The organism is Microcoleus sp. CAWBG58 (genome assembly GCF_020883045.1).
Taxonomy (GTDB): Bacteria; Cyanobacteriota; Cyanobacteriia; order Cyanobacteriales; family Microcoleaceae; genus Microcoleus.
Map to the genome: position 1 here is coordinate 44,813 of NZ_JAHRFA010000018.1, position 26,340 is coordinate 71,152.

Below are 26,340 nucleotides of genomic sequence, written 5' to 3' on the forward strand. Positions count from 1 at the left end.
TTCTTTCTTCTTGCTGATGACCGATCGGAGGGCGGGCACGGGGGCACCGCCCCTACCCTAACAACTGACTGATGACTAATGACTACTCACTACTGACTTCTACTTAAAAATCAGGGATATGAGAGAACATATTGAGCGGCTCAAACAAAATCTAGGCAAGACAATTGTCGGTAAAGCAGATGCTATTCGCTTAGTGCTGGTAGCCGTGCTTTCCGGGGGACACGCGCTGCTGGAAGACGTGCCTGGTGTCGGAAAAACGCTGTTAGCGAAGTCTTTAGCCCGATCGATCGATGGGAAGTTTCAACGCATTCAGTGTACTCCCGATTTGTTGCCAACCGATATCACCGGTACTAATATTTGGAATCCCAGCAGCGGGAAGTTTGAGTTTTTGCCGGGCCCAGTTTTTGCTAATGTTTTGCTGGCAGATGAAATCAACCGAGCGACGCCTCGCACTCAGTCGGCTTTGCTGGAAGTGATGGAAGAAAAGCAGGTGACGGTAGATGGGGTTTCTCGGAATGTTCCGGCGCCGTTTTTTGTGATTGCGACTCAAAACCCGATCGAATATCAAGGCACTTTTCCACTACCAGAAGCCCAGATGGATCGGTTTACCTTGTCTTTGACGTTGGGCTATCCCGCTGCATCGGAAGAGTTGCAAATGTTGCAACGTCTGTCTGATACTTTTGCTGTTGAGGATTTGCAGCCTTGTATTTCCTTAGAAGAGGTGCAGGAATTGCGCCGTTTGTGTGCTTTGGTGCAGGTGGAAGGCTCTTTGAGGCAGTATATTGTGGATTTGGTGCGATCGACTCGCCAGCATGAAGAGATTACTCTGGGCGTGAGTCCCCGGGGTGCAGTGGCCTTGTACCGGGCATCTCAAGCGTTGGCATTTATGAAGGGCCGGGATTATGCGACTCCTGAGGATGTGAAATATTTGGCACCGCACGTACTTTCTCACCGTTTAATTCCGGCGGGGGGAAGGAAGGCGAAGACAATTGTTGATAACTTGTTAGGATCTGTTCCAATTCCTTAAAAAGTTCGTAGTAAGGACTTCAGTCCTCAGGTTCGTAGTAAGGACTTCAGTCCTCTGTTTGTAGTGAGGACTTCAGTCCTCTGTCTAAATTTTAGTCAATAAGGAGTAAAGTCCTGACTACAAACTTTTTTAAAGACTAAAGTCCTGACTACAAACTTTTTTAAGGACTAAAGTCCTGACTACAAACTTTTTTAAGGAGTAAAGTCCTGACTACAAACTTTTTTAAGGACTAAAGTCCTTACTACGAACAATTTTTATGATGATTGTTGAATAGATCCTTGAAATAGCGCCACTAATTTCTTTGCCTCTATATCAACATTATGTTGTTGAGCAACCCGTTCGGCTCCTATTTTCCCCATTTCTTCCAGCTTTTCCAAAGGTGCTTCCAATGCCGCACGCATAGCAACAGCCAATGCTTCTACGGAACCGGGAGGAACTAACCAACCGCAAACACCGGGTTCTACGAGCTCCGGGATACCAGCAACATAGGTGCTAATTACGGGCCGATTGAGGGCGAGGGCTTCCATAATTACGACGGGTAAACCTTCAGCAAAACTCGGCAATACCATGGCGCGGGAAGCTAAAATCTCTTTCTGAACTCGATCGCCACTGGCCCAGCCAGTAATTTCTATATAGTTTTGCAGATTGAGTTGTGCAATCTGCTGCTCAATTTCAGCTCGCAGCGGCCCGTCCCCAACAAATACCAATTTAAACTCCAAGCCTTGAACAGCTAGCTTGCTGGCGGCTTCTAGTAGTAATAAATGACCTTTTTGTTCGCTGAGTCTCCCGATGCAGGCTAAGCGGGGTGCTGCGGGTATGGGGACGTGGGGTGCGGCTAAAAATGCTGCATCGACGCCGCAGTGTATGACGTTGATTTTTGACCAATAAGCGCGATCGCACCACCGAAAAAGCTGACTTTTGCCGAAGGAACTGACTGCTGCTACAAAGTGCGATCGTTTAATTTTTTCATCTAAGGAAAGAAGTGTAGCTTTATCAAATTCTTCAGGCCCGTGAACGGTGAAACTGTAAGTCGGGCCACCAAGCACGCGACACAACATTGCTACTGTTGTTGAATTTGTACCGAAGTGGGCGTGTACGTGTGTGGTACCGGATTCTGCGAACCAGTTTAAAAGCACGCAAGCTTCTGCGAAATAAGCTAGATGCAGCAAAATCCCGCGTTCTGAGTGTAAGCCAACTTTGAACATTAAGCGCAAAGCTTCGAGGAATCGAATTGGCCTAGTTGCGGCAGTGCGGAGCAAACCCAACGCTAAGCCCTGTACGCCAACCCCTAGGATGACTTTGGTCAATTCTTGTTCTTGTTTGTCTGCACCGTCTACGAGTTCGGATTCGCAGGATCGGATCGAGTAACGCCCGACTTTGAGGCCGTAAGTTTCGACAGCCAGGAGTTCTCTGCGGACGAAGCTGTGGCTGACTTTGGGGTATTGGTTGACTAGGTAGGCGATGTTCATGAACGGGGAAAAATTTTTGTGATAAAACTTAGACCAGTTTAGCCTTATGCGATGTGAAGGGCGATCGCTTTTGGTGGGATGGGTGCGGTGAGGGCGATCGTGGAGAAAGCAAATCACTCCACACGTTTGAGACTTTATAATATTTTATTTGACGCTTGGGCTAGTAAAGTCATTTTTGGTAAGCTGTGGAGCATTTAAAATGGTATTGTATGGTGCGTCAGTTTGAAGGCGTTTCCCATGTATAGTCAGTGTTGTAGCTGACGCACCCTACGTAAATAGTTAGTGGTTTAAATGCTCCACATATTTCTAATTAAATACAGCTACTACTTTTCAATTCTGACTCGCTATTTCAGCATCCAGCAGCAATTCGCACTGTTGAAATACGTAATTGATCGCAGCAAAAAGCTTATCTAATTCTTGAATCGTATAAAACGTTTGATTGCGAGTAAACACATTAGATTTGAGTTTGCCTAACTGCCAGCGATCGCCATTAGATACAATTCCAAATACTTCTTGTTCGGAATTTTCATTAAGTCGCTGGGCTGCAATCATTTCAGCCATACACTGCGCCCATCCTGTTTCAAAATTATCTTGTTTTGCTTCAATTAATAAAAAGTAAGGTTTGTCAAACACAACATTTCCCAACGGAGACTTTTTCGCTAATATATACTCTGGAAATCCTGCTAGATTTTCGTCATAGGTTAAGGATTTGTGACTCCATAATATAAATTTTTGCCGATATTGCTTCCAAACTTCCTTTAAAACAGGATAAATCAGATTTTCGCAAATGGCATATTCCGAACAGTCGGCTGCACCATCTTGCATGACGATTTCCAAGTCTTCTCGGAAGTAGTCGGGGATAGGGAATTCAGTTTCAATAATAAAGTTAGATTGAGTGTAGGTAATCTGAAACTCTTTGACAACGGCACCGATGGTGTTGTAAGCACTGAATGGCATAATCACTTGCCGGATTGAGGTTGCGTATTTTATCGATCTGATTTTAGCATGAGTCAAGGGCGATCGTCTTTAAGTGCGATCGGCATTTTCAGAATCCAGTAGCAATTCGCACTGTTGAAACACGTAATTAATCGCAGCAAAAAGTTTATCTAATTCTTGAATCGTATAAAATGTTTTATTGCGAGTAAAAACATTCGATTTGAGTTTGCCTAACTGCCAGCGATCGCCATTAGATACAATTCCAAACACATCTTGTTCAGGATTTTCATTCAGTCGCTGTGCGGCAATCATTTCAGCCAAACACTGCGCCCATCCATTTTCAAAATTATCTTGTTTCGCTTCAACTAACAAAAAGTAAGGTTGTTCAAAAACAACTTTTCCTAATGAAGAACGTTTAGCCAAAATATATTCAGGAAATCCAGAAAGATATTGATCGTAGGTAAGAGATTGATGGCTCCACAAAACAAACCCACTGTAATAGCGCTTCCAAACTTCTTTGATAATTGGATAAATCAAATTTTCACAAATTGCAAATTCAGAATTATCAACCACTCCTTCTCGCATGGTAAACTCTAAATCTTCTCGAAAATAGTCAGAGACATGAAACTCTGTTTCTACTATAAAATTAGATTCGGTGTAGGTAACTTGAAATTCTTTGAGGACTGAACTGACGGTTTTGTAAGCGCTGAATGGCATAATCACTTACCAAATTTAGGTTTCGTATTTTATTGAGCTAATTTTAGCATGGGAAAGGGCGATCGCCTTTGATAAGATAGGGCTGTATTAAATTGTGCAACAATTGGCACAGTTTTGACAAGTTGCAGTTAAGCTCGTTGGGATAAACGACCAATAACTGAGGTGAAATTAATGATAAAAGTTCGAGCGATCGCCTTAGCAACAGTTTGCACTTTACCGCTTGCTTTATCTCTATCATTTGCAGCAAGGGCAAACAAACCAAACCAGCCATGTCAAGCTAGTTTAAATACCAGCAAGGGAACTGACGACGAGGTGAACAACTGTCCGATAACCGTGGGGCAGTTTTCGATTCGGGGAACCTTTTCTAACTCGAAGTGGCAAGCTTCTTTTTGGGCGTGGGAACCGGCTTATTACATCCTTTACGTTAAAAACCAGCAAGATGGTAGTAAGATTAACCTGACAGGTTTTGATGTTAAAGGTACGACAAGCAGACCGCAATACCGCTTCACCGATCGCGATCGAGGGATTACCTATATTGTAACTTTCCAATATTCAGACCGAAACGCGATCCGATTGGAAATTTATAGAAATAATGTGGCGATCGCCAATGAGTTGCTCGCACGGGAATCAGACAAACTCATCGGTGGGCCTTGAGAGAAAAGTGCATAAGATGTGCGATCGGTCTTGGTGGGATGGGGAGTGGGAAGGGCGATCGCTGCTAGTTACTCCCGATCGTGCTACTCCAGACGCTCATATTTTTTGATATTGCCATTTTTTACCTCTGTAATTCTGAGTGTGACAACATCTCCAATAGCCAATGAAATAGACTTTTTATAAAGTTCTTCTGTCTTCCCAAGTTTTAAACCATTTACCTGATAGGTAATCGTAGTTTTGTTTTTTTTACCGTCTATAACTTTGGTCACAATGTATAAAACTGTAGCTTCTACAATTTGACCATCACAGAATGTATTTGCTTGGTCAGATTGAGGAAGGTTGACAGGTGGTGAAGCAGTGATACGGGGTGATTCCTGATTTTGGGGAGTTATGGGAGATCGTCGAACAGGGCGCGAGCCTCCGGGCTTCTCTATTACCTGCAATGGTGTAGGTAGTACGCGCCGAGTTTTATACTCATTGGGATCGCCGTCTAATGGTTGTTGTTGACGTTCAATTTCCATGTAACGTGTTTTATCTGCTGAAGGGCTATCTTGCCAACTCAGCATTGCTAAAAGCATTTGAATACGCTCAATATCTCTGAACTTTCCAGTCTGCCGAATCTTTTCTAGCACATAATTTTCAAAAAGTATTGGATAATCTAGGTTGTCTTCAAACTCTTCGCCAATTGCCCAATTCAGACCGTCGAATAAGCTACTGTAGCGTCGGTTGCGCTTGCTGAGATACAATTTTGACTCAATCTTGACTGCTCCCATTCCCAAAGGTTTCCCCATCCCTAATGACAGGCGATATTTTTGATCTTTAGCAAGATCTAGCACCCATAATAACGCCCCAAGTTCTACATGAGTCAAATTGTCAAAGTAAATAGTGAATTGAAAATCAACTCCCGGCTTTATTGGCTTAATTTCTGTTTTTTGCGTATCCGAAACATCATCGGGATTTTCATGTTTAATTGCCGGAGATGAGCCTTTATGCCAGTAGAGCTTATGTCCCCGGATAATGGTGCCTTCATCTGGCTTACTAGCATAGTGTTTCAAATCATTTTTAGCATAACTGGTTTGAACTAAGTAGTGTTGAAAAGTAGTTGGTTTAGGACTGGCAAGAATCTTAGGTGTGATTGTGTTTTCAGTTAACCATAGATTTTCAGGGGTCGTTTGTTCACAAATTCCATCACTGATAAATACTCTCCCAGAACGAGCTTTTGCTTGTTCTTCTCCTGGTTGCTTATCTTTGATAAAGCCAAAAATAGCATCAGCCAAGTCTATTTTATCAGACTTACCTAAGCCATCAGGAATAAAATCAACTGCTGAAGCAGCTTTTCCATCACCTTGAGGAGAATATGGAATGCGAAAATTAGGACTATGACCGAATAAAGTTATAACTTTTTCATTTTGTTGTGGCTGACAGTAAAAGATAGGCAAACTATCTTGTAAAACTCCTAAATTACTATCAAACGGATTTGACTTTTGAAACTCAGTGAGTGCATCGCAGTAATGCTGAACAGCAACAGGGTCAATTTCTAATCTATGTGGACTTGGACTCTGCTGAAATACTATACAATGATTGCGGCGGGTGGTTTTCTTAGAATAGTCATCACTTTGTTTCATATTACCGCTGCTGACTAACATCCCATTATTCATTGGATGAGAATTCGGCGGGCTAACATCCTCTGCGAAATAACGGTTATTCTTGTTTTTATTGATATTCTTAAAGCTAACGGGGATATGCTGAGGTAAATATCCCGGCTCATCCATTTTGATTAATTTAGGAAAATCAACTGTTGACAAATCTTCCTCTTTAACCCAAGCAAATGTAACGCCTTTGAGAGATTTTGCTGGAAAAATAAACCAGCGCTCTCCTTCTTTTTTTAGATAACCAGCCTTGACATTTTGAGGATTGATATATTTCTTATATGCTTGAGCTAGAGAATCATCATTTTCAGTAGTAGCAACTGCCCGAAAGAAAAAATGTTGCCGAGCCGATACTCGCTCTATCTTGCTAAAACTAATAATTTCAACAAGGGTTCGTAGCATTCCGCGCAAGCTACTACCAGGAATAACAGGTTTTTGAGTTTTAGTATTTGGATTGGTGTGGAAAAAGTCTGGCAATTCTTTAGCCTCCTTGCCATCTTTAAATTCTTCTGTCGTTAATCCGCAGCGAATGTAGAGAGGTGATGAAGTAGTTAAAGTACAGTCAATTTTTCCAGTGTGACGCTTTGGATCGTAGCAGTTGCTTTTGGGCAGATAATCTTCAGTCACTTCTACCACTCGATCGGCTAGTTCGACAAAATTGTAAGGCGCGATCGCCTGCCGATTTTCTGGTATTTGTCTCAAATGTTTAGGAGCCATAGTAAATCCTCAATATTTCTAGTTTTTCTGAGTTTTTAAATCTACAAGACGGCTGAGATATATCCGAGCTATACCTGTATCATCAGAAGTAATGTAGTGATGTACTAGAAGACGAACTGGACGTTTTTTTCCTTCTTTATCAAAAGTAATACCTGTTAATGGTACGGCGTGTCTGAGTCCCTGAGAACCATCAGAAAGTAAGGTAAAGCCTTCTCTCTCTTTTCCCTGCGTTCCATAAAGAATTTGGCTTTCTGTGATTTTATCCTCTTCTGACTTACCAATCAAACGCCATTTCCACTTCACTCCACTCTGCCAAAGGAAGACTTCACCATTTTCACCAAATACACGACATTGTTGCAATGTCAATAACCGTAGCTTGGGAAAGCAAATATGAAAATTAGGTTTGTGAAAAATCTTTTCAGCAGTGGTGAGTTTCCAATTATTTAACTCATCAAAACGACCCCAAATTACCCCATCATCAGCATGACCTAACAAATAAGGTAGTTGATAAGACTTGGCTTGCTCCTCTAGCCAACTGCATAACTCATCGTCATTAACGAATTCTTTAGTTTGAGATGAACAATCGATCGCATTCTTCATACCTCTACCTCCTTCCCTAAATGTAGCAACAATGCTTTGACAAATCCTTCTAGCGTATCTCTAACTGATTCTCCCGATCGCCTTTTATCAGCTTTATCGGTAATGTGCAATGTTCCATTTTCCTCAGAAATTTCCCATTGTTGTGGATTTTGTGGATGATGATGTATTAAGTCTGCTTTGATTCCTTTCAAACGTCCTCTTCCAATACTGCTTTCACCTCCCACAGGTAAATCACTCGTCCACAAATCTTTCAGCAAGAGTAACAGCAATCCAATTTCATAATCCTTTGGATTCCGCAATTCTAGCTCGATACAGACAAGGGTTTCATCACCACCAAATATAGGTTGTTCGTCGAATAATGCGCCGTGATATGCACCTCCTGTAAAACGGTCGATCGCAATCCGATTTTGTACTAAGTCGGTTGCATCTTTAATAACTTTCTCGTGGACAACTAAACGGCTAGCTTGAGAGTCCTTACCTACAACAAAACCAAATAACCGATCGACAATTGGCGAACAACTACCCAAGGTGTTGACAATACGCTCTGCTCTGTGACGCAATACTCCTGCTAAACTTGTACCGGATAATACTGATACTGGATCGGATTCATTAGGTCGATGAGATTTCAAGTGTACGACATCCGGTGCGCGTCCAGTTGAATCTTGACCGGAACGAATTAGCAGGGAACCTACTAATTGAAATGTGGCGTGCATCAGGAAGCGATCGCGCTCATCCTTCTGATTTTCTAATGATACTCCCAAAGCAGTAGCAATTGATGAATAAGTTTTGCGATCGGGCAATAACTCCCTACACCAATGCTCAAACTTCAACCATGCTATTAGCTCATCATGATTTTCCAGGTTAAAGTTCCAAACCTGCCAGTCTTTGACATGACAGCGACCAAAACCGCGCCGCTTTTTCATACCAATACTGATGTCACCCTGATCTAAGCCTCGTAAAGCCAATGCCAATAAATTAATTAATACTTGCTGTTGACTTTGACTGAATTTTTTTTCAATCGACAACTCAAAGCTGAGCTGAAATTCTGTTCCTGCTGCTAACAGTTCTAAATCATATTTTTGACCTTTCTTTGCAGTACCTGTTGTAGATTCAATCGCGACACCATCTCTTAATTCCACAATAGGAATCTTGCTGCTAATAGCATCATGGATAATTAATGGACTTTTTTCGCCGTCTGGATCGCGACGAGTTCCACCGAATAGCATAGTGGCCCGATCGCCCTTTTGCTCCTCTACACCATATCCGCCTTGGTACTCGCGCAAGTAGTTCCGCAAAGCACCTGCAATTGATGCACCAGTTAAAAGCGCACAGTCACTAACACTATCTCGTAACAACGCTAAATCCGTGGGACTATCTGCATCGCCACTTCCCAAGCAAGTCGGCGTATCTAAAATTAACGTACCGCGTACAATGATGCGTTTGGCGATCGGATGCTGATTGCGGTTTAGGCGTTCTTGACTCATTATTTTTTCTCCTTAGTAGCTTTCTTTGCTACCGCCATAATCAGCCGCAGCGTGTACTTTTCAGCTAGCTTATCTTCTCTAGCGCGATCGTCATCAAACCTGCGCTCTACACCAGCAATATTCACTTCTATACTATTAATCCAATCAGTCGGATTCCCCAGCCACTCATCTAGCTGTAGTCTGAATGATTTATTGCCGAGTTTTGTGCGATCGAACTGATTGCGAGCATTAGATGGCAAGTTATTTAGAAGAGATAAAACCAAGTTGCAGTCACCTGTTGAAAGTGCCTTTTGTGCAACAGACTGAAGTCGAGAAAGTTGACTATTGCTAATACCATCTTGTAAGCTTAAATATCCAACTTTTTTCTGAAGCTCTTGTTCGAGTTTTTGCTCCAACAATCTTTGTGCCATCTGTTCAGCTAAAAGACGGGATACTTCATCTTTCAAGGGTGGCAAACTAGATGTATCAGATGAATTTGGTAAACTGGCTATAAAATGTTCTTTTTTCAGCCCATTTATAGCAATTCGACCAAAACCGTCTTCTCTTCTCTCTCCAATTCCAGAAGCTTCAAGTTGTTTAATTTGTGATTCATTAATCTCAATACCTTCAAAAACGATCGCAGTTCCTGCCGCTAATGCTGGCACTTGAGGTAAAGGCAATCCCCATTTACGGTTAAATCCACCAATTAAAGTGCTACCAGCAAAAATATTGCTAGTTTCAGGTAATGAGATATTTAACACTTCCTCAATAGCTTGTTTAATTAACATTGGATCGGCTACAGGCTGACCGCATTCATTCCTTAAAAGTGTATCACTCAAAAGTGTAATGCTTAAAAGTTCGTCATTATCTTCGCGTTCTTCTGCTGGAATTCCAATTTCATGCCAATGATTATGATTAAGAATTTCTAAGTCGATAATCTTGGTATGTCCGTATCCAGCACTTTGGGAACCTCCTAACCAGATGTTTGGTTCGGTGACTAATAACATCTGAAGCGTGATTGCGTCTCCATCTTCGCAGAGGATGACTGATTGAAACTTTTGTCCCGCATCTAAGGCATCGTAGCGGAAGAGTTCACCTTGATTGTCTGTAGAGCGTCCTTTTTGGCGATCGCGAAAATTATGAATATTAATCCGCCGCTTGTCTTTGTATAAGTTAACTACCCCACCTTTATTTGTCCAAAAGTATTCACCAACAGACTTCGGAGTTTCTGGATTGTCTCCTCTATCAATACTAAAATCATATACAGTTATAGATGAATTATCGTTAAGTTCATCATCCTTATCCTTGAACCAACATAAAGGTAGAGGAAGAGTGCGTTTCTTTTCCTGACTCAAAAGATAAGCATTTAAGTAGCGCGTACTGTTGGCATCGAAGAAAAGTCGCTTCACTTCATCATTAGTTAAATCAAATTCTGACAAGTGATGCTGCCTCATATAACGCCCAATAATTGCACCGCGAATCATGCTACCCGGAATGTAAGAGTATGATACATCGCTGTTGGGATCGCCTTGAAATGAAGTAGCGAGAATTGGTTGCTGAGTTTGTAATGTTAAAGTAATTGCTTTCATGCAACTTTCTCCTTAATTTCTTGTCCAAAATGGTTGGCGTAGTGATGCGTGATATCATTACCGTCGGCATCATGTAACGTAGATTGCACATGACCGCGACCTCGATTGCGTCCGCTACCCAAGCGCCGAAGTGCTAGGGAACCTACGGCTATAAGTGACAGCATTTCATCACTTGGCATCTTCTCAAAAATTAAGTCGGCAGTGAAATAAAGGTCGCGCAAAACTACACGAAATGAACGCAAACTACCTTCATCTGCTGTACCAGATTGCGTATCTATTGCAGTTTGACGACGGATAGTTGTTAGGGAATCAAGTACCTCTGTTTTTGTTAAAGTTTCATCCTTAATCTGGAAAGCAACAGCTTGACGTAAATCCTCTGGCAAACAAGCATCGCCTACATGAACTGCACCCATTGTCCCTATGGTACTGCCCAATGTACCGAACAAATTGCAAGCAACTCTTTCCCAAGATGAGCGATGATTAGTCAATATTGCAATTAAGTTATCGCTTTCTTCGCTCAGCAATCCCTTGAGAGTACGTCCCCGCAAGTACGGAAAACCAAAAGGATCGTGTTCCACTTCTTGGTCAATTAAACCTGCGACTCCATCTCCCCGTCCAAAAGTTGTATCACTCAGCAGTTTTATTTTCAGTCGGTAAATCGGCATCTAATTCTTCCCTCAGTGAGATATAAAAATCCATTGCTTCAATCGCATCAAAATAACCACAAACTCCATTCAGCCAACCTTTCTCAGCTAAATCTTTACTTTGACCGCTAAATTCTGGAAAAAGAGGTAGTTGCTCATCTTTTATTCTGTAGTTTTTGAGAAACTTCTGAGTTGCTTCAATTCCTTGACGCAGTACATCTCGTAAGCCAATCACCTTATTTCGACGACCTTTCCAATCTTCATCTTCATTTAAGTGCTTGACTACTTTGGTGAAACCTTGCCAAGTACGCCAATCGCTATCGATTTCTTTTTTCAAACTGATAGGTCGCATTGACAAACTACCTGCGGGTACTTGAAATTCGCGATCGCGAATTTCCGAAATTGACCCAATTAAGCCACTGGCTGCCAAATGCCAATCCAAAGCCGAGAAATCTCCTTTACCATATTCTTTCCTTTCATCTTTGACAAAGCTTTTAGCTTTTCGACACAAGTCTTCGCTTAGTTGATAAGCTCGTGCAAAGGGATAGTGAGTTTTAACAACGCAAATTCCAGCACAAGCTTTAATCGGCTTACCATCGGCAATGGGCTGGTTTTCAAGTCCTTCAAGATAAATTGCCGCCAATTCTAGCCCTAAGCGTCCATCACAAACAAACGTGACATCATCACCACCATAAACGAGAGGACGGAATGGTAAGTAATTATCTTTGATTTCAAACTGTCCCTTTACCTTTCTGTTCCCATCTTTATCTAACTCAATGGAATTCACGAGTACCTCTACCACTTTTTTGAGTGCATTGATGCCAGCTTGATTAACACTGTGGGAAAGTTTACGCATGGCGATAATGTAGTTTCGGTTAGACAGTTTTTCGCCAAATTTTTGAAAGCGTTTTCCCATACCATTGCCATCAGCATGAATCACAGCAACATAGCTAGAATCTCCTTCGGAACGACCCATGTAGTCAGTTCTACGGGGAAATTCATAAGTTGCTGAAGTCTCAGAACTTAGAAAGTTCGTTTTAAGTTCTTGATTAGCCAAATTAACTGCCAGCCGTTTTTTCTTTATTTCCCTAGAAATGAGATAAGGTTCATCATCTTCATCTTCAAATTTTTCACTTTCACCTATAGCAACTAACTGAGTTGATCGACAAGTTGCAGTCACGCCCAAACCCAGCAATGGTGCAGAGGGTATCCGGCTGCGCTTTTTGGAATCCAAGTCATTTTTCATCAAATTCTGAACGACATCATATAGAAATTGACTATCCCAATCAAATTCTTGATGAACAGCTACAAGATTAATTCCTGGTGCTTCTTCTAAGATTCGCTTGCTCAAAATTTGAGTAAATTGCACGGCATATTGCTTGTCTGAAAACAGCAATACTGTATTACCGCCACCTGCATAAACTAATTCAGCAGCTAATTCATTATCTTCAATGTAAGGTTTTGCCTCTGGTTGATGTTTTTCAGGATCGAATGCGTAAATTTTTTGCTTTGTTTTTGCTTTCAATGTATCTAAAGCATTTCTCGCCCAGTTGTCAGTTACTTCAGATACTAGGTAGGATGCACCAATATTTTCGCGCAGACGGTTACTTCCGAAAATATAGGGTTGAATTCCAGTGGTGTCTAGTACAGTGACAGTAAATTTTCTCATTTTGCACTTGCATCCTTATCGTTTTGCTTAATCCATGCTTCAATCTTGCTCGATAAATCCATTAAATCTTCTCGTCCAAATACAGCAATCTTTTTATCATCGATGGAGACAGCTATCTCAGATCTAAGTGAATCTGGTTCATCAGTACAACAAATTAAAGCTACTCTCGCCTCGTCACCTCCCATTTGCCTTGCTCTAAGGTAGGCTTCAAACAGCTTTCCTTTACATAATTTTCTGTTGCTGGTTGTTGAGACAGAAATAGCAAAAAGCTGATAACCTCGTGTAAACGCCACATCGAATTGAAAGCCATCTACAGTTCCTACTAGAGGAACTTGAAAGTTCATTCCATAGTCACCCATCGAGCATTGTGCAAAAATATTTTTTACTTGTTCTAAAACATGATGCTCTAGCCATAAACCATCAAGCCAATCACAAAAATGTTCTAATTTGGTGAACGTATTTTTGTTGTGTACTTCTTTTAACGAAAGCTTATTATCAGATATAACAAAATTTTCGTGACAAAATGCTGTCAATATTTCTTGAGGTAATTTTTCCAGAGGTATTGCTAACTCTAGCAAAGCTGTTTGGCTCTTCCAATCACCCCAATCACCATTTTTTTTCTTCTTACGTGCCTCTTCACGGAAGATGCAGTACCAATCAAACCATTGCTTTGCTTTATCCTTATCTTTAAAGACTTCAGCGAATGCTGCGGCTAAATCTGGTAATTGCGCTTGTTGTGTGGGATGTGCTTTTAACTCTAAACCATGAATTTGGAAAAGTTTTGCAAGTTTGACTGGCAACACTTCTGGTTTAACTTTGATGGGTTCGATGGGAGTGTTATCGCTGTCTATACACATCTTGAGCTTGCGTGGGTCAAGATAGCTAAAAACTGTGTCGGGACGATCGGGGCTGAAAACTGTTCTGTAAGTGTGTACAGCCATCGCTTTTGTACCGCCAGTGTAATTCAACCCAATTGTTCCATTTTTGATAGCTTCTAGTCTGGGGCGAATAGTCTCTTTAATGTGATAAGCATCGGATTCGTAATGCTGAAGTGACAACAGTTCAATTGTTCTCACACCTTCATCACCCAAGATTTTTGCTAGATGCGTGGCTGATTTTGCTGTATGAGTCGTGTGCACGAGATAGAGCGTACCTCCCTGGTTCAATAGGAGTCTAGCAGCCACATAGTTTGGCAAAGGGTTCTCGCCAATCAGCAGAAACAGGTGGTCAACCTTGTACTTATCGAATTCAGATTTACTCATGAAGCCTGTCTCTCCCTCTTGCTCAACTTTCACGCCGATTATGGCATTCTATCGGAAGGGGGTGCTTCCGATCGCCCTTACGCTATAAAAATAACAATACAAATCCCTCAAACCACCGTGAGTACAACCTTTCCCAATTCCCCCAACCCCAAAATTTTACAGCAGTTAGCCAACGGTTCCCTCGACCAAATGCAAAATCTCACCCGCGCCATCCGGTTATGGGTTTTGTTAAATTGGCTTTACAGCGACGAGGGATATAATGCCCTGGCAAATTCCTTTACCTATGCTGATTGGCGCGCCGCTTTCTTTGGCGAGAATTACAAAGATGAAAAGCAAGAAGATATTGCCAACTATCCAGATCCAAATTGTGCTTGCAACAAAACAACGCAACAGTGGTTAATAAAATGGGACGTGTCTGTAAAGGAGTGGCGGAAATCTTTACAAAAACAAATCGGAATTTCCGATCGCGATTTAGACGAACTCTTGGCAGAAAAGTTATTCGCTCAAGTTCGCAAATCTCTGCAAAATGATTTCGATTTGTTGGTGAGTCGGAATTGGCTGCAACTAATCACTGATGCTCCTGGCAGAAGTAAGCATTATCGCCGATTAGAAACAATCCCGTCAATATTTAATGAATCGGAGATCTCGAATTATGAGAGCAATTTGAGTTCTAAAGCACAGATTTATCTAGATATGTTTAGTTTTCTCGATCCGAGTTTGCCTTTGTTGGCAGAACAAGTTGTAGCAGAAACAGATGAAGATAATCATCGGGTATTTTTGTACGTTGACTATCTAGTACCAGAATCCAGTCTCCTGGAAGATGCTGTCGATCAATTTCAAAGTGAATTGCAGGAAATTTGGGATTCCGGGCAAATTCATCCTTTAATAATTACTTATTACAGCGCTCACCAAAATAGCAATAAGGAGTGCGTTGTTTATCCTGTTTGCATTTACTTTATGGAACGTGCTAAATATTTGTGCGGCTACGGTAGCACTCCCAAAGGTGATATCAATTGGTACAAATATCGGCTCGATCGCATTATTTCCAAACGCATAGAACCGCTAGATTGGCAAGACCCTCGCGTACCGCAATTGTTAAGGGAAAAATATCGGGAAAATAACCTGCCAACTCCCAAAACAGTCAACAATATGTTAAAAGAAGCTTGGGGCTGTGATTTTTATAAGGAAACAGGGCTGATGGTATTGCGGTTCGATCGCACTTTTGCTGAATCCTACCTGCAAGGAATCGCCATCCACAATACTTTTACTGCCATAGACTGCGATCGCGCCACTACATTAATCACCCAATATACTCCCAACCCAGACAATCGACAGATTCTTTTAGATATACTTCAGTCTCGTCCTAGCACCGATATTTACTACCAAGTCAAGTACCGACTTACAGACTACTATGTCGTCAGATGGTTGCGAGCCTTGGGTTCACAAGTTGAAGTTTTACTACCTTGGGATTTGCGACAAGAAATGGTTATAGAATGTCAAAATACTTGGAATTTGTATAAATAATACAATACCACAAGCTGAGCATCAGGGCCGATCGCACTTTACGGAAGGATCTCCGTAGCGCGATCTCCGATCGCCGATCGCCCCAAGCGACACACCAAGCAATACCGATCGCAATACTGTCCATATGCAAACCACTCCTCATCCGGTATGACAGCCCAAGATTGCCTTAATAATTTTTAATTCTTCAACGTGTAACTCTATCTAATTTACTATTGTCACCTAAATTTTCCACAAAAATCAACCCCCGGAAAAATAATCCGCAACTCCCCCGACTTCCATCAAACCAATCATTTTTCAGACATAACTGGCGCTCCACCTACCCAAAATGACAACAAATAAGGTAAAGTAAACGGCACAATAGTCTAAGGTTCTGGAAATGCCACAACTAGAGCAAATTCACCCTTAATCGACAAAACTCACAGATACAGGCGACATTCACCGCCAACTACCAACCCCTAACAACGATAAAAATGCAAACCTACTACTACGTTTTAGCCAGCCAACGCTTTTTACTAGAAGAAGAAGCTCTTGATGAAGTGTTTAAAGAAAGAACTCGCAACTACCACGAACAAGAAAAACAAATAGACTTCTGGTTGGTCAAACAACCCGCTTTCCTAGAAGCACCGGCAATGGCAGAAGTTAAAGCAAAATGCCCTCAACCAGCAGCAGCTATTGTTTCCACAGATCCAGTGTTCATTACCTGGTTGAAACTGCGATTAGAATATGTCCTGACTGGTGAATTTCAAGCACCGTCAGCAACTATTCCCGATGCCCTCGCATCCCTACAGACAGCATGAGTAATAAACAAGCACAAAAATCTACAGCGAAGTTAGGAATATTTAGGGGAAAATTGTACAATTTTATTGTGTCTGTCCCCCTATTTTCTGCTACTTCGATCGCAATTTTGACATTGACAATTTTAGCGAGTTCTGTTAAAGCTCAGTCAAGCTGCGAACCACCGAAGTCGGACGAATATCTACTGTTGATTGTCACCCAAACACCCGAACAGCAAGAAAGAGCAAAACGCTCTTTTCCCGGAAATACTGACAATACAGTTTGTCGGTACATTAACGACACTGTGACGCGGGTTGGTGGGTTTCGTAACTCGCAAATTGCCGTCGATTGGGTTAAATACATCAAAGATGTTGTCGGGTTGCAAGCTTATGTAGTTCGATCGCCCGCAGCAGCACTTCCCCAAAATCTGCCAGTCTACAACCCCCAGCCAGCAGCAGGTTCAGAACCAATCGCCAATCCTCAGACTGGGAATAGTGGGTTCAGTCCCCAAGCCCTCGGCCCCGGTTACGCCGTGTTAGTAGATTACTTCAATCAACCGGAATTAGCCGGCCAAGTCAAGCAAGCATTGGGTACGCAAGTAGGCTTAGCTTCCTACGGCCAACGTCCCTTTTTATTCGTTGCTTATACAACGGATCAAAACGCTGCTACTGCGGCGGTAAAAGCATTGAGCGATCGCGGTTTTTGGCCGATGTTGGTAGACAGCCGCCGTGTTACGGTAATTAGTCCTGCTGTTAGGTAAAACAGGACTTATACGATTTCTCTAAAATCGTGCAACACCCGAAGACCCCCCCTAGCCCCCCCTTACTAAGGGGGGGGACAAGAATACTGTTATTTCGTTTAAAATTGGTATTAGGTGAGCACAAATAGCTTAACAAAAGTGACGATCGCCCATTAAATAGAAATGAGCGATCGTCGTATTTAAAATTTTGCAAGGTGCCTTCGATACCTGCTTGACTTGGATGTGGATCTCGATTCAAATGTTGCGATCGCACGGACAAGTTCGCAAAATTGTTATATTTCCGGCTGCTGCGCCTCCAGCCAAGCTTGCAAATCCGCGTCGGTAGTAAAATCCAACAGCGCCTCACTCAAATCTTCGAGTACGGGTAAGGGAAGATTAGCAAGGCGCGATCGCATTTCCTCAGATATTTCCTGCTGTAACCGACGAGTCAATAGTCGGACAATCAGCGCACAGGCTTCTGCTTGTCTTCCTTGCTGCAATCCTTGCTGTAATCCTTGCTGCAATCCTTGCTGCAATCCTTCCGCTTTAGCATCTTGATAGAACCTCGTTTCCTGTAGTGTAATTCCCAACATCGATTCCACCTCCGCTCGACTTAACTGTGTAAATTTGTATGACATAATAGTGGCTAATAGTTCTATTATGTCACGGCTAGATTTCGCAAAATTCTTATATTTCCGACTGCTGCGCCTCCAGCCAAGCCTGCAAATCCGCGTCGGTAGTAAAATCCAACAGCGCCTCACTCAAATCTTCGAGTACGGGTAAGGGAAGATTAGCAAGGCGCGATCGCATTTCCTCAGATATTTCCTGCTGTAACCGACGAGTCAATAGTCGGACAATCAGCGCACAGGCTTCTGCTTGTCTTCCTTGCTGCAATCCTTGCTGTAATCCTTGCTGCAATCCTTGCTGCAATCCTTCCGCTTTAGCATCTTGATAGAACCTCGTTTCCTGTAGTGTAATTCCCAACATCGATTCCACCTCCGCTCGACTTAACTGTGTAAATTTGTATGACATAATAGTGGCTAGTAGTTCTATTATGTCACGGCTAGCTTCTGATGCAACTTCTTGCTGCACTCTGTTCAGCAAATACCTGGCTTCTGCTGGTGCTTGAGTCTCCTCGACAGTCGTCAACACCATCAGCGCAATTCCTAAAGGCAAGGCGCGAATATCGCCCAACTCATCTAAGCACACCCGATGCACTTGATTGCTGTTGAGCAAAGCTCGATAAGGATAAACATCGCTTTGTTCAATGCTGCGAGATGGATAAATCACCACAGCTTGCCAATCGCTATAACGACTGCGATTGCGGTAAAAATATAAAAACGATTCGCCAAACAACCTTTCGTAAAGTTGTTCGTCTTTCTGAAACTGAACTTCACAAAAATAGACGATGCCTGCACCTTCAGATTCTGGTGGCAAAAATACGCCGTCTATTTCAAATTTAGGTTCTTTGACTGCTACCGAGTCAAAGCGATAATTGGCAGCATTTGCTGGAGTTGTAGCTAGTAGATCGAACAGTAAAGTTGGCGATTGCCCGAACAGTTTGTAGAAGATTGAATCTCGTCGCATGAAGGATTTGCAAAGAAAGAGATATCAATTAATAATATATCATGAGATTGGCAGATTCCTCATATGATATATAGCCTTTCTCAAAAAGGTGAGGTATGACTGACAAGTTATATAACTACTGAAATCAAGAGGGCTGAAGCCCAACAACGTACCTCATCTTTCTGAGAACTCCTATAAGTCCTGTTATTGGCGTTGAAGCTGTTGCGGATTGTTTCCTGGCTGACTTTCTGCTCGTTTTTTTGCTTCCATTGCGGCTCCATAATCCGGTTTGTAGCGGATTGCTTTGTCATAGGAGGCGATCGCATCTCCGAACCTTTTTACCGCTACAAGGGCGTTACCGCGGCTGTACCAGGCTTCCGAATAGTCTGGTTTGACATAGACAGCTTCGTTGTAAGAGGCGATCGCATCTTCGTACCGCTTCAAATTGTACTGAGCATTACCTCTGTTGTACCAACCTTGAGATTCTTTCGGATTTAAATCCAAGGCTTTGCTGTAACACTCAATAGCTGATTCGTACTTGCGTAATTCGTGGTAAGACCAACCTAAGTTATACCAGGCTTGATGATAATCCGGTTTTAATTTAACAGCTTTTTCGTAAGCTTGTACCGCTTCTTCATGTCGGCGCATTTTCAGCAAAGCGATACCTTTACTGTACCAAGCTTGATAAAAATTAGGCTGAAACCGCACGGCTTTTTCGTAAGCTTCAAAAGCTTCTTGGTTTTTGTTCAATTCTAGGAAAACATTGCCTAAATTGTACCAAGCGTCAGAATTGTCGAATTTAATTTCAACTGCTTTTTGATAGGATTCTACAGCGCGATCGTACTGTTTTAGATTTTGGTGGGCTTGGCCGCGATTGTACCACGCAAGGTACAAATTTGGCTGAAAGTGCACGGCTTTTTCGTAGGATGCGATCGCCTCTTCGTACCGCTGCGAATCTAGTAAAGCATCGCCTCTACCTTCCCAGGCTGCGGGATAATCCGGCTGGATTTTCAAAGCATTGTCAAAAGATGCGATCGCCTCCTTGGACTGCTGCAACTTATCCAAAGCATAACCGCGCCCCGTCCAAGCTTCCAAATATTCCGGCTTTAATTCTATTGCCTTATCGTAAGCTGACTGTGATTCCTGGTATTTTTTCAACTCATATAAAGTTTTAGCTTTTTCCTGCCAAACTTCCGCATAATCCGGGCGGAGAGTTATGGCTCGATCGTAAGCTGCTAGAGCTTCTTCAAATCGGCTTAAATTGTAAAGAGTAATTCCTCGATTGTGCAAGTCAGTTGCATTGGCAGAATTAAAAGTATTCACACCATAAATTGATGCTATAATAGTGACACCAATAAAACTGGCAATCGCCCCTATTTTAAAATATAGTTTTTGCTGCGGTTTAATTAGCTTTTTTGCAGCAACAACTGGAGGTAATATCGGAACAGTACCGCTGAAAGATTTTTTAAATTCTTTAATAGCTTCTAGTGTTTCACCAGCACTCGCATAACGCTGCCGAAAATCGTACTTTACCATCCGATCTAAAATCTTGGCAAATTCAGGACTCACTGATGCTTTGTCGTGCCAAATAATTTCCTCTGTGTCTGGATTTTTCGGCATTTGGTGGGGATTGATGCCCGTGAGGAACTGAATTGCGATCGCACCTGCGGCATAAATATCGCTGCTGAGTTTTGGATTGCCGTGAGATTGTTCGCTGGGCATATAACCGGGAGTGCCGATGCTCACACTTAAGCTATTCTTGGGCTGAGGATTAGTAATTTGAGTAGTGATTTCCTTGACTGCGCCAAAGTCAATTAACACTAACTTACCATCTCGATCTCGGCGCAGAATATTGCGCGGATTGACATCGCGGTGAATCACATTTTGCTGGTGTACGAAATCTAAAATCTCCAGAAGTTCCTCTAAAATTGCAATTACTTCATCTTCTTTCATACCTGCGGAATTTCTAGAAGAACCCCCCCCAGCCCCCCCTTGGTAAGGGGGGGAGCCAACTCCAGCCACCCCTTGGTAAGGAGGGGAACCAACTCCAGCCCCCCCTTGGTTTGGGGGGGAACCAACTACAGCCCCCCCTTGGTAAGGGGGGGTTTGGGGGGGTGTAATTTCTTGACTTAAATCGTGGCCTTCGATAAATTCTTGAACGAGATAAAACTCTTGATTTTCTTCAAAGTAAGCAAAAAGTTGCGGAATGCGATCGTGATTTCCCAACTTATACAAGACTTGTGCTTCCGTATCAAACAAACGTCTTGCTATCTGTAAAGTTTCGGGATCCGTTGCTTGAGGTTTAAGCTGCTTGACGACGCACAGGTGATTACCTGGTAGCTGCTTATCTTCAGCTAAATAAGTTTGAGCAAATCCGCCGCCTCCCAAGTGACGGATAATGCTGTAGCGCGTGCCGAGTGTGATTCCAAGCATGAAGTTTACCAGAAAGAATTAGTTAAAAGCCTCTCCCTTTGAGGGAAAAATTAAAATCAGACTATTCATTACTCCAATCCTCCGACTTCTATGTAGAGGTCGCTCTGCTTCGGCTAACTGTCAACTGTCAACTGTCAACTGTCAACTGTTAAACTGATATTTCCGATGTTTTCTCCCCTTTCGGAGTAAAACAGGGGTTGGGGGAGAGGTTTTGTATCTGATTTAGTTTAACTAATTTGCGATCGGCTTTACAGCAGAAAGTCTATGAAAATACCAGTAGATTCTGCCGACAAGTGGTAATATCGTCAGTGCATCATGTTGGTGGTGACAGTTGCAGTTTAAAAAATCATCTGTTCACCATTTGAATTGTATGTCAAAAAACAATCCAACTCTTGTGGGGTGGGCTTCTAGCCCGCCCCTAATAGGCAATGTTTATTTACACAACAACTTAGCAGTCAGTTTATTGAGAATTAGCCTGCAACCAAGCTGTCAAATCTTCCGCGTTTGAGAAATCTAACAGGGCTTCTGCTAAATTCTCTAATTTGTCGATCGACAATTCCCCGATTCGGGTTTGAGTATCCGGGTTTAGTTGACCTAAACGGCGATTCAGCAAACGCATAGTGAACTCTATTTGTCCTTGTTTCTTGCCTTCTTCCCTGCCTTCTTCCCTGCCTTCTTCCCTGCCTTCTTCCCTGCCTTCTTCCCTGCCTTCTTCCCTACCTAAAGCCACAGAACCCTGCTGATCTTGAATCAAAAACTCTTGACTCTGCAAGGTGTTAAATTCCTCTAGTGTTAAACCAACTTGATTGGCAATTTCAAAAGCTTTTTGAATTTCGGGGACTGTAGCCATTATTTGAGGTACTTCATTCAAGGTGCTAGTGGTTTTAATAAAGTAAACCCACTTATCCGCGATTGTTTCTAATTCCTCTAATCCTTTCTGGAATTTGGGCAACTCTACAAATACTAACTCCATCTGATTTTGGGGATAATCAGACAGGCGTCTTTTTTCTTTGAAAACAAAACGCGAAATCACGTCTTGAGAATCGTTAAACATTTCAAAATCTGTGATAGTCAAAGCAATCACAGGCCGCAATTGCCGATAAAATTCTCCCATTGTTAGTTGCAGTGCATAAGTTTTGGCAGCATTGTACAAAACCCGCTTGCTAAATGCCTGCACGTTCAAAACTTGCATTTCGATAATTACGAATGTGCCGTCGTTTAGTCTGGCTTTGACATCTAAATAGCTATTTTTAAGTTCGACTATCGGGGGGAGTAGAGAAGGATCGATAATTTCTAAGCTTTCAATAATGGCTTCCCCATCATTGAGCAGGGCATTCAAAAAACTAATCAGAATATCTGTGTTTTGATTCGAGCCAAATATTTTCTTGAAGGCAAAGTCTATTTTGGGATTGATGAATCTCATATTATTTTTTTCCTCTCAGATATTTAGATTGCAGACTGTACACTGTACACTTTACTTTGATTTAACATGGTTGAGACGCATGGGCGAGAAACCCGGTTTCTATGATTTTTGGCAACAATAACGATAAATCTACCAAGAAACCGGGTTTCTGATGCGATCGCGAGTCAGTCCTATTTTAGTTTAAACGGATTTCAAAATCTCATCGTCAACGGAAAAATCTATCTCAGCTTTGTCTCGCCCGGAAACTACATAATCATTCTGAAACGAATCTTTCAATCCCGAAACTAAGTCAAACTCCGGTTTCCAGTTAAGTTCGGTGACAGCTTTGTTAACCGAGGCGAAAAAGTGCTGCAATCTCATGGGGAAAGCTTTCTTTTTGCCGAAGTCAAATTGTTTCGGATCGTAGTGTACAATCTTGATAGCATCGGGTGATTTGCCTGCGGCTTGAATGCAGGCGCGGGCTAAACCATCAAAGGTGACAAATCGATCGCCCGAAACGTTGTAAATTTGCCCGATCGCCCTTTCGTTACCCAAAACCGCCGCCATCGCATTCGCCAAATCCTGACAGTGCCCCAACTGCGTGAAGTGCATCCCGTTACCAGGAATCGGAATCGGGCGATCGCGCGCAATGCGATCGAAAAACCAAGCCTCTAAATCGTTATAATTTTGAGGGCCGTAGATATAAGTCGGGCGGATCGAAGTCCAAGGCAAACCGGACTCTGCTAAATAATTTTCCGTGTCGCACTTACCCAAATGTCGGCTTTTGGGATCGGTAGCGTCTCCTTCGATATGAGGCATTTGGTCGGATTTCAAATAAACCCCCGCAGAACTCATATAAACAAAGTGCTGCACCCGCCCCTTAAATATCTCAGCTAAAGGCTTTGTATCGCTCAGTTCCCGACCGTTGTTGTCAAAAACCGCGTCAAACTCAACCGCCGATAACTGTTCTTGCAATTGTGCAACATTTGTGCGATCGCCCAAAATCTGTTTTACCCCCGCCACCGGTACAGGCTTGTTGCCGCGGTTAAACAACACCACTTCATGTCCTTGTGCTGCTAAAATCTTAGTAAGATAAACCCCAATAAACCGAGTACCGCCCATCATTAAAATTCGCATTATTGCCCGTGCTCCTTACAGTTAGTCTCAATATCTTACAATAAAGCGAGTATCTTGCTTTGCAAGCACTTGGCGATCGCATCAAGCTTAAAGAAACCGGGTTTTTAAACCGAATATCCGGGCTGAAACCTGTGTATTTTCGTAAAAAAACTGGTTTCTACGTCCAGGAAAAGTCAAATTGTGCGATCGTTCAAAATAAACATAATTTAAACTCACCTAAAATAGCCCTATGCAAGTACCCCGGCTGCACCCTGAAACAATCGAAGAAGTCAAACAACGAGCCGACATAGTAGACGTTATTTCCGGTAGAGTCATCTTAAAAAAACGCGGCAAAGAATTCGTCGGCTTGTGTCCATTTCACGACGAAAAATCTCCCAGTTTCACAGTCAACCAAGCCAAACAAATGTACTATTGTTTCGGCTGCGGCGCAGGCGGAAACTCCTTTAAATTCCTCATGGAATTAGAGAAACGCTCCTTCAGCGAAGTAGTATTAGAACTAGCAAAAAATTATCAAGTCCCCATCAAAACAGTCGAACCAGAACACCGACAAGAATTGCAGCGCCAAATTTCTTTGCGGGAACAACTGTATGAAATCTCAGCACTAACCGCCAAATTTTACGAACACGCTTTACGCCAATCTCAAGGAGAAGAACCCTTAGCATATCTCAAATCAGAACGCAAGCTCAGCGAAGAAACTATCCAACAATTTCAACTAGGTTATGCACCCCAAGGTTGGGAAGCACTTTACAGTTATTTAGTAGAACAAAAAAACTATCCGGCGCAATTAGTAGAGCAAGCAGGATTAATTGTACCGCGCAAATCTGGAGGAAGTGGCTATTACGATCGCTTTCGCAATCGCATCATGATACCCATTCGCGACACGCAAGGTAGAGTCATCGGTTTTGGCGGCAGAGCTCTCGGCGACGAACAACCGAAATACCTCAATTCTCCCGAAACAGAACTATTCGACAAAGGCAAGACTTTATATGGCTTAGATACAGCCAAAATAGCTATTAGCAAAGCCGATCGCGCGATCGTCGTAGAGGGGTACTTTGACGCGATCGCACTTCAGGCAGCCGGCATCTCCAACGCCGTAGCATCCCTCGGCACAGCCCTGAGTTTAAACCAAGTGCGGCAGTTATTGCGGTACACTGATTCTAAACAAATTATCCTCAACTTCGACGCCGACAAAGCAGGAACCAAAGCAGCAGAAAGGGCGATCGGAGAAATAGAACAACTCGCCTATCAAGGAGAAGTACAACTGCGGGTACTCAACATTCCCGACGGCAAAGATGCCGATGAATACCTCAAAACTTACTCCCCAGAACAATATCGAGAATTGCTAGACAATTCCCCATTGTGGCTCGATTGGCAAATCCAACAAATGCTAGTCAATCAAGATTTGAAGCAAGCGGATACTTCCCAGCAAATCACCAAAAAAATCATTAACTTATTAACCAATATTAGTGACGACAATCAGCTATCACATTATCTGCAAAAAAGTGCCGAAATTCTCAGTAAAGGAGATTTTCGTCTCACAAAAATGATAGCCGAAAACTTGCTCAATCAAGTAGTCAGCGATTGGGGACAACGGCTGAATCAAGACGAAGCATTGACAATGCCACTGTTAATTAGAAACAAGCTGAAGCCGAGCAAACAATATAAAAAACAGCGCAGCAACAGCGATAGCAAAAGCTCAAAAACAGGCTTTTCAGTAGCAGCTCGCAGTCTGTTAGAAGAAGCAGAAGCGCAATTATTGCAGATTTACTTGCACTGTCCCGAATACCGTCAAGAAGTCAGAGAAGCCATAGAAGCTAGAGACGTACAGTTTAGTTTGTCCCATCACAGATTTTTGTGGCATCTGATTGTGAATGCAGAAATATTGCACAATATCTATTTACAAGCAGCGCCTTCTGAGTTAATATTAAAATTACAAGATAGTTTTATTGAATATCCGACCCAACTCAATCAAATCTCGCATTTATTTCATTTAAACGAGTTTTCGGAAAAAAATGTATATCGCGCGCCTTTAGTTATTCGATCGGCGATCGCCTGTATCGAGCAAATCATCAGCATCAAGCGTCGCCGGATTGCGATCGATATGTGGCAGAAAACCGATGCTGCTGTAGAACATTACCAACAAATGTGTGCCGAACAAGAATGGATAGAGGAATTAGAGAGGCTGCGTCAAGTTAATTTTTACGATTTAACCTCCCTACCTTGGGCTTGAGTGGAAGGACTAAAGTCCTCACTACAAACCAGGTTCGTAGTGAGGACTTCAGTCCTTCCAGGTTCGTAGTGAGGACTTCAGTCCTTCCAAGTTCGTAGTGAGGACTTCAGTCCTTCCAAGTTCGTAGTGAGGACTTTAG

21 protein-coding genes and 1 pseudogene are annotated in these 26,340 nt (G+C 42.5%); 6 read left to right on the plus strand and 16 right to left on the minus strand.

The features are described 5' to 3' along the window. Positions 1 to 118: 118 nt before the first annotated feature. Positions 119 to 1,027, plus strand: coding sequence for an AAA family ATPase (locus QZ918_RS10540; RefSeq protein WP_293334355.1), 909 nt, complete (start codon positions 119 to 121; stop codon positions 1,025 to 1,027). 254 nt (positions 1,028 to 1,281) lie between these two features. Here the strand turns inward: QZ918_RS10540 and QZ918_RS10545 are convergent, their stop codons facing one another. The 3 genes from QZ918_RS10545 to QZ918_RS10555 all read right to left on the minus strand — a co-directional run bounded on the left by QZ918_RS10545 (position 1,282) and on the right by QZ918_RS10555 (position 4,149). Continuing rightward, a complete protein-coding gene (locus QZ918_RS10545; RefSeq protein ID WP_293334358.1) occupies positions 1,282 to 2,496 on the minus strand; it encodes a glycosyltransferase in 1,215 nt (404 codons plus the stop codon). Positions 2,497 to 2,826: 330 nt separating this feature from the next. Then, entirely contained in the window at positions 2,827 to 3,453 is a 627-nt protein-coding gene (locus tag QZ918_RS10550) for a hypothetical protein (RefSeq protein WP_293334361.1), read from the minus strand. Positions 3,454 to 3,522: 69 nt separating this feature from the next. After that, positions 3,523 to 4,149, minus strand: coding sequence for a hypothetical protein (locus tag QZ918_RS10555; protein ID WP_293334364.1), 627 nt, complete (start codon positions 4,147 to 4,149; stop codon positions 3,523 to 3,525). A gap of 171 nt (positions 4,150 to 4,320) precedes the next feature. On the opposite strand from QZ918_RS10555, the gene QZ918_RS10560 reads away from it, so the two are divergent. Continuing rightward, positions 4,321 to 4,803 (plus strand): hypothetical protein, encoded by a 483-nt coding sequence (locus tag QZ918_RS10560; RefSeq protein ID WP_293334367.1) that lies wholly within the window; start codon positions 4,321 to 4,323, stop codon positions 4,801 to 4,803. An 83-nt stretch (positions 4,804 to 4,886) separates the two neighbouring features. Here QZ918_RS10560 and QZ918_RS10565 read toward each other — a convergent pair whose 3' ends face one another. From QZ918_RS10565 to QZ918_RS10595, 7 genes are read right to left on the minus strand one after another with little or no spacing between them, the layout of a single operon-like run. Next, the gene (locus QZ918_RS10565) at positions 4,887 to 7,169 is read right to left on the minus strand and encodes a TIGR03986 family type III CRISPR-associated RAMP protein (protein WP_293334371.1); all 2,283 of its coding nucleotides are present in this window, start codon (positions 7,167 to 7,169) and stop codon (positions 4,887 to 4,889) included. A gap of 18 nt (positions 7,170 to 7,187) precedes the next feature. Next, the gene (gene csx19 / locus QZ918_RS10570; protein WP_293334374.1) at positions 7,188 to 7,769 is read right to left on the minus strand and encodes a type III-D CRISPR-associated protein Csx19; all 582 of its coding nucleotides are present in this window, start codon (positions 7,767 to 7,769) and stop codon (positions 7,188 to 7,190) included. Then, positions 7,766 to 9,253: an RAMP superfamily CRISPR-associated protein gene (locus QZ918_RS10575; RefSeq protein WP_293334377.1), complete on the minus strand. Its 1,488-nt coding sequence runs from the start codon at positions 9,251 to 9,253 to the stop codon at positions 7,766 to 7,768. The genes csx19 and QZ918_RS10575 overlap by 4 nt, the downstream gene beginning before the upstream one ends. Beyond that, the gene (locus QZ918_RS10580; RefSeq protein ID WP_293334380.1) at positions 9,253 to 10,821 is read right to left on the minus strand and encodes a CRISPR-associated protein Csx10; all 1,569 of its coding nucleotides are present in this window, start codon (positions 10,819 to 10,821) and stop codon (positions 9,253 to 9,255) included. The genes QZ918_RS10575 and QZ918_RS10580 overlap by 1 nt, the downstream gene beginning before the upstream one ends. Then, complete coding sequence (locus QZ918_RS10585) at positions 10,818 to 11,486, minus strand: RAMP superfamily CRISPR-associated protein (RefSeq protein ID WP_293334383.1); 669 nt, start codon at positions 11,484 to 11,486, stop codon at positions 10,818 to 10,820. Before QZ918_RS10585 ends, QZ918_RS10580 begins: the two co-directional genes overlap by 4 nt. Beyond that, a complete protein-coding gene (locus QZ918_RS10590; RefSeq protein WP_293334386.1) occupies positions 11,449 to 13,134 on the minus strand; it encodes a Cas10/Cmr2 second palm domain-containing protein in 1,686 nt (561 codons plus the stop codon). Before QZ918_RS10590 ends, QZ918_RS10585 begins: the two co-directional genes overlap by 38 nt. Beyond that, positions 13,131 to 14,429, minus strand: a complete 1,299-nt coding sequence (locus QZ918_RS10595) for a PDDEXK family nuclease (protein ID WP_293334389.1) — start codon at positions 14,427 to 14,429, stop codon at positions 13,131 to 13,133. Before QZ918_RS10595 ends, QZ918_RS10590 begins: the two co-directional genes overlap by 4 nt. A gap of 84 nt (positions 14,430 to 14,513) precedes the next feature. Here QZ918_RS10595 and QZ918_RS10600 point away from each other — a divergent pair, with 84 nt between their 5' ends. The 3 genes from QZ918_RS10600 to QZ918_RS10610 all read left to right on the plus strand — a co-directional run bounded on the left by QZ918_RS10600 (position 14,514) and on the right by QZ918_RS10610 (position 17,454). After that, positions 14,514 to 15,920: a TIGR03985 family CRISPR-associated protein gene (locus tag QZ918_RS10600; protein WP_293334392.1), complete on the plus strand. Its 1,407-nt coding sequence runs from the start codon at positions 14,514 to 14,516 to the stop codon at positions 15,918 to 15,920. 470 nt (positions 15,921 to 16,390) lie between these two features. Beyond that, positions 16,391 to 16,717 carry an MgPME-cyclase complex family protein gene (locus QZ918_RS10605; protein WP_293334395.1) on the plus strand — a complete coding sequence of 109 codons (327 nt, stop codon included), beginning with the start codon at positions 16,391 to 16,393 and terminating at the stop codon, positions 16,715 to 16,717. Further along, positions 16,714 to 17,454, plus strand: coding sequence for a hypothetical protein (locus QZ918_RS10610; RefSeq protein WP_293334398.1), 741 nt, complete (start codon positions 16,714 to 16,716; stop codon positions 17,452 to 17,454). Before QZ918_RS10605 ends, QZ918_RS10610 begins: the two co-directional genes overlap by 4 nt. Positions 17,455 to 17,726: 272 nt before the next feature. Here QZ918_RS10610 and QZ918_RS10615 read toward each other — a convergent pair whose 3' ends face one another. The 6 genes and pseudogenes from QZ918_RS10615 to QZ918_RS10635 all read right to left on the minus strand — a co-directional run bounded on the left by QZ918_RS10615 (position 17,727) and on the right by QZ918_RS10635 (position 23,971). Next, the gene (locus QZ918_RS10615) at positions 17,727 to 18,026 is read right to left on the minus strand and encodes a DUF4351 domain-containing protein (RefSeq protein ID WP_293334401.1); all 300 of its coding nucleotides are present in this window, start codon (positions 18,024 to 18,026) and stop codon (positions 17,727 to 17,729) included. A gap of 45 nt (positions 18,027 to 18,071) precedes the next feature. Then, a pseudogene (locus QZ918_RS33095) lies at positions 18,072 to 18,161 on the minus strand (hypothetical protein); the annotation flags it as partial. Next, entirely contained in the window at positions 18,121 to 19,020 is a 900-nt protein-coding gene (locus QZ918_RS10620; protein ID WP_293334404.1) for an Rpn family recombination-promoting nuclease/putative transposase, read from the minus strand. The gene QZ918_RS10620 and the pseudogene QZ918_RS33095, both read right to left, overlap by 41 nt. A 183-nt stretch (positions 19,021 to 19,203) precedes the next feature. Next, positions 19,204 to 21,432: a tetratricopeptide repeat protein gene (locus QZ918_RS10625; RefSeq protein WP_293334407.1), complete on the minus strand. Its 2,229-nt coding sequence runs from the start codon at positions 21,430 to 21,432 to the stop codon at positions 19,204 to 19,206. Between the two features lie 460 nt (positions 21,433 to 21,892). Continuing rightward, positions 21,893 to 22,855 carry an Rpn family recombination-promoting nuclease/putative transposase gene (locus QZ918_RS10630; protein WP_293334410.1) on the minus strand — a complete coding sequence of 321 codons (963 nt, stop codon included), beginning with the start codon at positions 22,853 to 22,855 and terminating at the stop codon, positions 21,893 to 21,895. Between the two features lie 180 nt (positions 22,856 to 23,035). Then, complete coding sequence (locus QZ918_RS10635) at positions 23,036 to 23,971, minus strand: NAD-dependent epimerase/dehydratase family protein (RefSeq protein ID WP_293334413.1); 936 nt, start codon at positions 23,969 to 23,971, stop codon at positions 23,036 to 23,038. Positions 23,972 to 24,200: 229 nt separating this feature from the next. Here QZ918_RS10635 and dnaG point away from each other — a divergent pair, with 229 nt between their 5' ends. After that, entirely contained in the window at positions 24,201 to 26,201 is a 2,001-nt protein-coding gene (dnaG, locus tag QZ918_RS10640; protein ID WP_293334416.1) for a DNA primase, read from the plus strand. The last annotated feature ends 139 nt before the right edge of the window (positions 26,202 to 26,340 follow it).